The organism is Citrobacter sp. Igbk 14, assembly GCF_028069825.1.
Classification (GTDB): domain Bacteria; phylum Pseudomonadota; class Gammaproteobacteria; order Enterobacterales; family Enterobacteriaceae; genus Citrobacter.
In genome coordinates this window covers 1-10002 of the sequence record NZ_JANEWM010000096.1, presented here as the reverse complement: position 1 = coordinate 10002, position 10002 = coordinate 1, and the positions used below count along the sequence as shown (strand labels likewise).

Here is a 10002-nt window from a genome sequence, read left to right as displayed (position 1 = left end):
ATACAGATGTAAAAAATCAGTAAATGACTGAAGTATTGGATTATTTTGTTTACGACGAATGCTGACTGCATACAGGATATGGGATACTCCGGATTCAAAATCACACAGTACCTGTTGTAACCTCCCATTATTCAGATAGGCTCTGACAAGATAATCTGGCAAGCATGCAACACCTTCATTCATCAGAACACTTTGCAGAAGAAATAGGCTTGAGTTACTTGAAATATGTGTTGGAACAACTAACCGGTTCACTGTACCTGTATCTTTTTGTATGAAGGACCATTTTCCGTCGTCCATCATCCGTGGATATACTAGACACCGGTGGTATAAGAGATTTTCGGGTGATTTAATTGGGGGTTCTGCGGAAATATATTTCTGAGATGCATAGTAATGCCAGTGAATAGTTCTGATTCTGTCAGCAAAGTAAAAACTCGATTCCACCTGATTGGTCACGCGCAGTGCAAGATCAAACTCTTCTTCATGTAAATTGATTAACCTATCATCGAGGTGAATATCAAAGTTTACGTGAGGATTTTTTTTCTGATATGCCGCAATTATTGGTTGCAGCCAACTACAACCCAGAGCGAGTGAGCAAGTTAGCTTCAGTGTGCCCACAGTGGGATCGCTAAACTGCCTGACGCTTTCAATTATGTTCTCTGCTTCATTAAGCAAATGGCTCGCTTTTTCATAGACAAGCTTGCCCGCCTCAGTAAGAGTTACGCTCCGGGTTGTTCTGTTGACAAGCGCTGTTCCAAATACATCTTCCAACTGGGCTAAACCTTTACTGACAGATGACGGCGTCAGTCCCAGATCTCTTGCCGCATTTGACAGATTTCCCGTTTCGGCAATTTTGACGAACATATTCAGTTGGGCGAAATTTGTCTTTTTCATATTTAAATCCTGATGTTGGTATTCAACGATATCGCTCGTTCTCAACTGCTTCACGCACTTTAAGCAAAGCTTTCTGGAGGTTTTCGACAGTGACGGAGCCTAATGCGATTCGTATAGCCTGAGGGACTGTCTGTGTAGTGCAGAAAGGCGTAGCCGTGGAAACCGATATATTACTGTCCATCAGAACTTTAACGACCCGATCAGCCCGTGATTCATCAGGAAGTGGCAACCAGGCAAAATAGGAGCCGGGATGTGTAATACAGGGGATATCGCCCATGGATATCCTGAGCACAGCCTGTCTCTGACGTGCATCTTGTCGTTTCAGTTCTTCAAAGCGTGCGACGGTCCCATCCTGTATCCAGTTACACACAAGCGTTGTCATTACTGAAGGTGTATTCCAGGTCGTTGCACGAACTGCTCTTTCCAGAGCAGGCCGGTATGCTTCAGGGCACACAACCGCCCCCACTCGCAGACCAGTGGCCACATTTTTGGAATATCCAGTGACGTAGACCGTGCGTTCTGGCGCGTAAAACGCGACCGGAGGTGGGGGCCGGCGTATGAGGTAGGAATAGGCTGTATCTTCAATAATCAGCAGGTCGTGCGCCCGCGCAATAGCCGAAAGCTCTTTCCTTTGGCTATGTGTAAGCACCCAACCCAACGGGTTGTGCATGGTAGGCATGGTGTAAACGGCTCTGACATGTCTTTTCTTGCATAACTGTTTGAGTGCAGCATAATCCGGGCCGTCAGCCAGTGACGGGATTGCGATAAGCTCAAGGTGAAATAGTTCGGCCAGTGCTTTGAAACCTGGATAGGTAAGGGCATCCACTGCCACTACGTCTCCCGGCCTTAACAATCCCATAGCTGTAATCGTTAACCCGTGCTGTGCACCATTCACAATTACCACATTGTCTGCCGCCGGTTTAAACCCTCTCCCAGAAAGATGACCTGCAATGATCTCCCTTTCAGCAGGCCTGCCTGCATGGGGCTGATATCGTAGGTGCGATTCAATGTCCCCAACAGTAGATACCTGCCGAAGGGCGTCACGAAGGAGTTCACCCTGCCCAGGCAGGGAGGGATAATTGAAATTGAGATCCAGTACATCCGTGGCAACAGCATGCTGATCTATGCCATGACCGTAAGGTAACGAGATTTCCCTGACAAACGTCCCACGCCCGGTTTCTCCACTAACAAGACCCATTGCTTCCAGTTCGCTATAAACCCTTGTCGCGGTTGCGAGAGAAATATGTTCCTGAGCAGAAAGATCCCGGTGAGTCGGCAAACGCGTACCAGCCAAAATTTTACCGCTGCGTATCATCTCAGCAAATTTGTCCACGATAGCTTTGTAGCGTGCTTTCATCAAATGTATCCATGACAATAATTTGATTGTATCAGGTTTGTGAGATTACCATTCGTGCAACAAATGCTCAAGCCTGCGGGCAAAATGTAGATGTAGAGAGTGAGGTTACTTTGGTTAATTCAGTCGTAAATAAAACAGATCCCAGTTCAATATCCGGTTGGGTCAATGGCTTGTTAGGAGTCGTAATTTTTAGTGGCTCTTTACCTGCCACGCGCGTCGCCGTCCTTGATATGGACCCTTTTTTCCTGACATTTCTCCGTGCGACCATTGCTGGAATACTGGCTATATTGTTGATCTTCGGTTTTAGAGAAAAGCGCCCGCAAGCCTCACAAATTGTTCCATTGATCATTGTGTCTCTAGGCGTTGTTATTGGTTTTCCTTTACTGACTGCTATGGCTTTACAGCACGTTACCTCTGCTCACTCAATAGTGTTCCTGGGTCTTCTTCCACTGACAACCGCTATTTTTGGAGTCCTACGCGGTGGTGAACGCCCTAAACTGGCCTTCTGGATTTTCTCAGTGATCGGCAGCTTGCTCGTTGTAGGGTTCGCTTTCTCGCAAAGCGCCTCCGTTTCACTTATCGGCGATCTATTAATGTTGGCGGCGGTGATTGCCTGTGGCTTGGGATATGCAGAAGGCGCAAAACTGACTCGCATTCTGGGGGGCTGGCAGGTTATCAGTTGGGCACTGATCATTTCACTGCCTTTCATGCTGATAGCAACCATTCTTACAATGCCTACGACCCTCTCTGGGATCGGTATTTCCGCCTGGGTCTCGCTGGGATATGTATCGCTTTTCAGCATGCTGATCGGCTTTATCTTTTGGTACAAAGGACTGGCAATTGGTGGTATCGCTGCCGTCGGCCAGCTACAGCTTCTGCAACCTTTCTTCGGGCTTGGTCTGTCAGCCACTCTCCTTCATGAAACAGTCAGTCCTATGATGGTACTCATCACACTGGGAGTCATTATGTGTGTCATAGGCTCTCGTAAGTTCGCCCGGTAGGAAAATATCCCCGGATGCTGTACTGGTCCCAGGGAGCCATTATTTCTTTTAAAAGGAATCAAGCATGTTTAAAGGTCTGAGTGCATTCCCTCTTACGCCCCTTGTAGATGGTGAAATAGAAGAAACATCGTTTGTATCGTTGATTGAGAACCTGGTAGACGCAGGGGTAAATTCCATCGGTGCGCTAGGTTCCACAGGGAACTATGCTTATCTGACCCGTGAACAACGCTTCAGGGCGACCCGGCTGGCAGTGAGTGCAGCGGCAGATATTCCGGTGATGACTAGTATTGGTAATGTCAGCACCGAAGAAGTATTAAGGCTCGCGGAGGATGCACAAAAAGCCGGTGTAAGTGGCGTACTGCTGGCCCCTGTCTCTTATCAAAAACTCACAGCGGACGAAGTTTTCCGCCTTTATGACAGAGTCACAGCAGAGCTGTCTGTCCCACTCTGTATATACGATAACGCAGCAACCACGGGATTCGAATTTACCGATGAACTGTTGATTGCGCTCTCTTACCTAAACAATGTTGGCTCAATAAAACTTGGGGATTTACCTGCGGACTGGAGTGCTGTTTTGAAGCGTGTTGGCAGTCTTAAAAACAGGGTAGATGAAGGCGTTACAGTCGGGATCAGCGGCGACGCACAATCTGCCTCAGGTATGATTGCAGGATGTGATGTCTGGTATTCAGTCCTTGGAGGATTGTTCCCTAACTATTCCATGAGCCTCACCTTGGCTGCACTGAGCAGAGACGAAAGCGAGACACATCAGCTCAATACAGCGCTTGAACCCCTTTGGGTATTTTACCGCCGTCACGGCAGTCTTAGAGTGATCGCAACAGCTGCTGAGATCCTTGGGGCAGTTCCATCTCCTTGCCTCCCTTTCCCTCTACAAACACTTATAGGCCAAGAACGCTCGGCGCTGGAAAGGACACTGGAACGCTTAGATTTCCTGGCATGATTTTTTGGAGGTCTCGTTTTGCAGCAACAACCAACAGCCCGCATTTTGCGGGCTGTTGAATTACATCCTTATTCCAACAACATTATTTCATTCGGGACAGAGAATTAGCCTTTTGAAAAAAATAACTAAGTCTACAAAACTGAATCACGTCCTCTACGATATTCGCGGTCCCATTATGGATAAAGCGCGACAAATGGAAGAGGAAGGACAGAAAATCATCAAACTAAATATCGGAAATCTGGCTGTATTTGGATTCGATGCACCGGAAGAAGTGCAGCAGGACATGATCCGTCACCTTCCCCAGTCGGCGGGATACTCTGATAGTAAAGGGAATTTCACCGCGCGCAAAGCTGTGATGCACTATACACAACTGCAAGGGATCAAGGATGTGGCTATTGATGACATCTATCTGGGAAATGGTGCATCCGAACTCATAGCAATGGCCACAAATGCATTGCTGGACAACGGTGATGAGCTACTTATCCCTACTCCGGATTATCCCCTATGGACCGCTGTCACCAGCCTTTCCGGCGGTGAGCCTGTTCACTATATGTGTGATGAAGACAACGGCTGGATCCCCGACCTGAACGATATCCGCCAGAAAATCACACCCAAGACCAAAGGTATTGTGGTCATCAATCCGAACAATCCGACAGGTGTGATTTATCCGGTTGAGGTGCTACTCGGGATAGTTGAACTCGCGCGTGAACATGGCCTCGTTATTTTGTCAGATGAAGTCTACGACAAAATCCTCTACGACAATGCCAAACACACGGCGCTTGCCAGCCTGACATCCGAGGTACTCATCCTGACTTTTAATTCTCTGTCAAAAAGTTACAGAGCCTGTGGTTATCGTGCAGGCTGGCTGGTTGTTTCGGGCAATAAGGGGCTGGCAAGGGATTACATTGAAGGGCTTAACATGCTGGCGAATATGAAATTGTGCGCCAACGTACCGGGTCAGTGGGCAATCCAAACAGCACTTGGAGGTCATCAAAGCATTGATGAATTGGTATCTGAAGGCGGGAGGCTTCGCCGTCAGCGTGATCTGGCTTATGAACTCATTACCGCAATTCCGGGCGTATCCTGTGTTAAGCCATCAGCAGCATTATATATGTTCCCTAAACTGGATCCCGACATTTACCCCATCAAGAATGACCGCGAATTCTTTCTGGAATTGCTGGAGGAAACCCGTGTCATGCTTGTTCAGGGGACAGGGTTTAACTGGCCGCATTCTGACCATTTTCGCATCGTATTCCTGCCTTATGAAGATGACTTACGTGTCGCACTCCAACGCATTGCATGTTTTCTGGCAAGACAGCGAGAGAAATTTTCAATGGCAAAAATAATAAATCAGGGGTCCAAGGATTAAAAGGGGGAAATAGTATGGGCGAAATAGATAGCATACAGATCCGCAATGTGTCTGCTGTTTCAGCAGCTCATATGCTAAGCCATTTCTGTATTCTGGCAATACCTGTGATGATACCTGTTATCACAATGAAAACGGATGTTAGTTATCTTCAACTCGGTACTGGTATTGCGATTTTCAATCTTGTGACAGCCCTCTTACAAATATATGCCGGAATTCTGGTTGATAAATACAATCCAAAAACATTTCTTCTTTACGCGATATTACTCTCCTCAGCTAGTTTTTCCCTGATCGCTTTCCAATTTAACCTGCATTTTTATTATCTTGCGATGATAATCGCGGGTGTGGCAAATGCAGCATACCACCCCTGCAATTATGCTTTACTCAGTCAAAATATTCGTACGGAAAACAAAGGTCGTATTTTTTCTATCCACACTTGCTCAGGATTCCTGGGGGGGGCTTTAGCACCTCTTGTCCTCGTTTTTATCGCTGAAAAATATGGTCTTCAGGCTGCTTTTCTGGTTGTTTCAGTATTGAGCGTAGGTATATTTTTGTTCGTATCATACTCTCTCAAAGGTGCTACGCACTCAGAACAAGGATTAAGGCCTAAAGTGCAGCAGTTTCGCCAGCCAGACTCAACTGATGGCAGCCTGCAAGCTTATGGTCTGGCTCGCCTTTTCTCCTTCTTTTTTCTTCTTGGAATCTGCATTAGTGCAATTGAAAAATTTTTCGTTGCCTCATTGGTTAATGGACATGGTTACAACCTAGAAATCGCAAATATGTCTCTAACAGGCTTTCTTTTTTCAACCGTCGCCGGGGTGATTGCAGGGGGAATACTTGCAGACAAAATAACCAATCATGACAATTTTGTCGGCGCGATGTTTTGCTGTGCAACATTGTGTCTCTCTCTGATCGCGCTTATGAAGAACAGCGAGCCAGGCCTTGTTTTACTCATGATTACTTGCGGAATGTTTATTGGCGCAGTTTCACCTTCAAGAGACATACTCGTAACGAAATTGAGTCCCAAGGGGAGTCACGGACGTATGTTTGGTATAGTTTCTACTGGTTTCAACGCTGGAAATATCATAGGTCCCGTTTTTTTCGGATGGTTAATGGACAGAGGCTCTTTCAATATAGTCATATGGCTTACAGCACTTGCAACCGCTTTACCCGCGTTACTTCTCAAAAAGTTCAGGAGGACTTCTGCTTAATGTTATATAAAGTGAAGTAACCTGTAATTATGGCTACAAAGGAAAAATAGATGAAAGACTTGCTGGCTCGTATCGAAGCTACTGCCGGAGTGTTAAATTCACAAAGCGGCAGTACGGGAACAATTCTGCCCTACATGTACATACACAGGTTCAATACGAAGCATGTTCCTATTCCCGATCCTGGCGATCCATTTTTGTATATAGTTATCAGAGGCCGCCTCCAGTTTTTCAATGCAAATGGCATCAATGAATGCAGGCAGGGGCAATATTTTATCTCCCCTGTCGATGTCCCCTCTTCTGGCGTTTTCCCGGAAGCAAAGGAATCGACGTCATTTTTAGCCGTTTCAGTAAATTTTTCCCTGGCTGATATCATTGGCGTAATTCTGGATACGGAAGGTGATGCCCCTTTTGAACATACCGTAGGCAAGGAAGATAACGAAGATCCTGAAAACACAGAGCATGTGCTTTCCATTCTGGATCGTATGCTGTCATTAGGCCTCAAACCTTCAACTGTGGGCTTCATGAGTAATCATCTTAAACGGGAACTGATGTTTGCCATCCTTAACGGTAGTTTTGGCGATTCGTTACTTAAAGGTGTTATGAATATACAAAATGCCGGGGATATTTATCAGATAAACAGCTGGATAAAACAGAACTTCCGCGATGTTTTTAGTGTTCAGGACCTTGCAGATAAAACGCAGATGAGCATTTCACGCTTTCACCAAAAGTTCAAAACGGCAGTCGGAATGGGACCGCTTCAGTGCCAGAAACAATTAAGGCTAAGTGAAGCAAGAAGGCTTATGCTGGTAAACGATTTGTCGGTCACTGAAGCCGGAATGGAAGTAGGCTATGAAAGTCTTTCACAATTTATACGTGACTATCGCCGTCAGTTCGGAATGACCCCTCTTAAAGATATTCAGCAACTACGTAGCGCCATTAAAAAACAGCCTGACTAAAGTCAGGCTGTTGGAGGTTGCATCTTCAATTCTCAGCCTTTCATACTAAGAACTGCCCGGAAGTGGGTTTTGGCTGCCATCATTTTTTCAAATGCTTCTTTTGCGCGCTCCAGAGGGAAAACCTCGATCATGGGACGGACATCAGTCAGTACGCTGAATTTGATGGCCGCTTCCATTTCATTAATGTCAGTGAATGTGCCTTTTACTGCATTAGGTCCCATCAGGAAGTCCATCGCGGACCAGTCAAGTTTTTCATCTGAAACGGCAGCAATAATCAGTTCGCCATCTTTACCCAGACCTTTGATCAAGGGATTAATGACACTAGCAACTGGTGCAGTCGCGATTATAACTTTAGCACCTCCCATGGCCTGCAGTGCAGCTGCAGCATCAGTAGTATCGGTGTCAATATATTCATGAGCACCTAACTCACGAGACAACACTTCTTTATCCGTTCCGCGTGAAATTGCTACGGTACGGAAACCAGATTTTTTAGCGTACTGAATGGCCAGATGCCCCAGACCTCCAACGCCAGAAATAGCAACCAGGTCTCCTGGACGAGCCTTACTGTTACGTAGCGCGCTGAAAACGGTCTCGCCAGCGCAGAGTAACGGAGCAGCTTCAGTAGATGAGAGATCGTCAGGAATTAAAATAAGACCGTCTTCAAAGGCTACCATGTATTCCGCATAGCCCCCATCAATTGTCAGGGCAGTTGTATGTCCGTGACCGCCATGCCAACCCGCTCCAACGCGTTCACCTGATTTCCATTTTGAAGCACCCGGACCTGTTTTCTCAACAATACCAACGACTTCATGCCCAGGAATTCGTGGGAAAGAAGAAGACATACCTTCGCTGACTTTGGCATCACCGTGACAGATACCACAGGCTTCAACCCTAATCAGAACCTGACCTTCATGTGGTTCAGGGATGTCGATCTCAACGAGAGTCATAGGCTCGCCTTTTGCCAGAACCTGGATCGCTTTCATTTTTGTCATGTCAGGGTTTCTCCTGTTTCGAGTGTTTAAAGACGGGCTGATTAACAATTCATCAGATACCGAAGTGGAACTCATTTTAGAGGGACGCTTTCTTAGAGGCTTGCCCGAAACAGTGAAAAAAAGACACGATCCTGTTTACGCGAGACACAGATATTAAGCAGGCAACAGAAACGTATTAAAAAACGCGATGATTGAGCAAGTAATCAGGCATCAGTTGGTCTGATAATAACCACCTGAAACGGCATAGCAGTCATCTAACACAATACAAACTGTAGAGCCGATATCTACTATTTTTATTAGGAATCAATATGTTAAATCTAAAAAGTGCTTTAATGGTGTTGTCTTTGTCTCTAACAAGTGCTTTAAGTTACGCCCAGGACGCACCAGTGCTGAGTCCTCAACTCATAAACGCTATGAGCACGGCGGCGCACGATGAGGCGCTTAAGCTTGGGGTAGATATCAGCTTTTCTGTTGTGGATGAAAAAGGATGGCCACTATTTTTCCAACGCTACGATAACGCCATGCTGCTGACCACAGTTCTGGTGCCTAAAAAGGCTTACACTTCCGCAATTACTCGTATGCCTTCGGGTGAACTGGAAAAACTGACCGCGCCGGGTGCGCCACTGTATGGCATTAACACAGCTGATCCAAAACTGATCCTGATTGCCGGTGGGTATCCGCTGACTTACAAAGGCAAGCTGGTTGGAGCACTAGGGGTTGGCGGTGGCAGCTGGGAACAGGATGAGCAGATGGGACAGGCAGCACTCAAAGCATTTAAAACCGCTGTAGATAAATGACCTGCTGGTTATGATTTTTTCTCCCGGCCGGTTCTGGGCCGGGAAGACTTTCCATGACTCTGCTACTAACAGTCTTATAAGTGTCTATTTTTTAAAGCCATGAAAAAACTGGCATTTTTATTTTGTATTACTCCTTCAACCTTTCTTCGGATTGGGCCTGTCAGCCACACTGTTATTACCGTGGAAAGATTTTGCTGCCAGCCTGGAGGAAACCCCCAATTGTCCACTGTCACCTCCCTACACGGCTAGCAGCTTCGTCAGCTGACCTTCCACGCCGCTTTCAGATCACTGATTCTAGGAACACCTCTGGTTTCTGACTGGCTATTAGTCGATCCGCTGGGCCGTGACTTCCGAACACTCAGCTAAACATTTAGCGATACTGCATGAAGTGGATTACTGAATAATGACTAATTAGGTTGAAATTTAAAGTAAAAACAGAAAGATAACTGTCAAATATCCTATGAACAACATTG

At 46.3% G+C, this 10002-nt stretch carries 9 protein-coding genes; 6 read left to right on the top strand and 3 right to left on the bottom strand.

All coding sequences use genetic code 11. The features are described from left to right. Positions 1–891: LysR family transcriptional regulator (locus tag NNN64_RS21890; RefSeq protein ID WP_271442751.1), on the bottom strand; the 891-nt coding region annotated here is incomplete at its 3' end. 22 nt (positions 892–913) lie between these two features. Continuing rightward, positions 914–2248: an aminotransferase-like domain-containing protein gene (locus NNN64_RS21885; protein ID WP_271442750.1), complete on the bottom strand. Its 1335-nt coding sequence runs from the start codon at positions 2246–2248 to the stop codon at positions 914–916. 110 nt (positions 2249–2358) lie between these two features. Here NNN64_RS21885 and NNN64_RS21880 point away from each other — a divergent pair, with 110 nt between their 5' ends. From NNN64_RS21880 to NNN64_RS21860, 5 genes are all read left to right on the top strand, one after another. Continuing rightward, on the top strand, positions 2359–3249 hold the full coding sequence (locus NNN64_RS21880; RefSeq protein ID WP_271442752.1) for a DMT family transporter: 891 nt from the start codon (positions 2359–2361) through the stop codon (positions 3247–3249). Positions 3250–3313: 64 nt separating this feature from the next. After that, complete coding sequence (locus NNN64_RS21875; protein WP_271442749.1) at positions 3314–4207, top strand: dihydrodipicolinate synthase family protein; 894 nt, start codon at positions 3314–3316, stop codon at positions 4205–4207. A gap of 112 nt (positions 4208–4319) precedes the next feature. Next, a complete protein-coding gene (locus tag NNN64_RS21870) occupies positions 4320–5576 on the top strand; it encodes a pyridoxal phosphate-dependent aminotransferase (RefSeq protein WP_024147363.1) in 1257 nt (418 codons plus the stop codon). Positions 5577–5590: 14 nt separating this feature from the next. After that, positions 5591–6784: an MFS transporter gene (locus tag NNN64_RS21865; protein ID WP_271442748.1), complete on the top strand. Its 1194-nt coding sequence runs from the start codon at positions 5591–5593 to the stop codon at positions 6782–6784. Between the two features lie 50 nt (positions 6785–6834). After that, positions 6835–7740, top strand: coding sequence for a helix-turn-helix domain-containing protein (locus NNN64_RS21860; RefSeq protein ID WP_271442747.1), 906 nt, complete (start codon positions 6835–6837; stop codon positions 7738–7740). A gap of 32 nt (positions 7741–7772) precedes the next feature. Here the strand turns inward: NNN64_RS21860 and NNN64_RS21855 are convergent, their stop codons facing one another. Continuing rightward, positions 7773–8732, bottom strand: a complete 960-nt coding sequence (locus NNN64_RS21855) for an alcohol dehydrogenase catalytic domain-containing protein (protein WP_271442746.1) — start codon at positions 8730–8732, stop codon at positions 7773–7775. Between the two features lie 308 nt (positions 8733–9040). On the opposite strand from NNN64_RS21855, the gene NNN64_RS21850 reads away from it, so the two are divergent. Beyond that, complete coding sequence (locus tag NNN64_RS21850) at positions 9041–9529, top strand: GlcG/HbpS family heme-binding protein (protein ID WP_271442745.1); 489 nt, start codon at positions 9041–9043, stop codon at positions 9527–9529. The last annotated feature ends 473 nt before the right edge of the window (positions 9530–10002 follow it).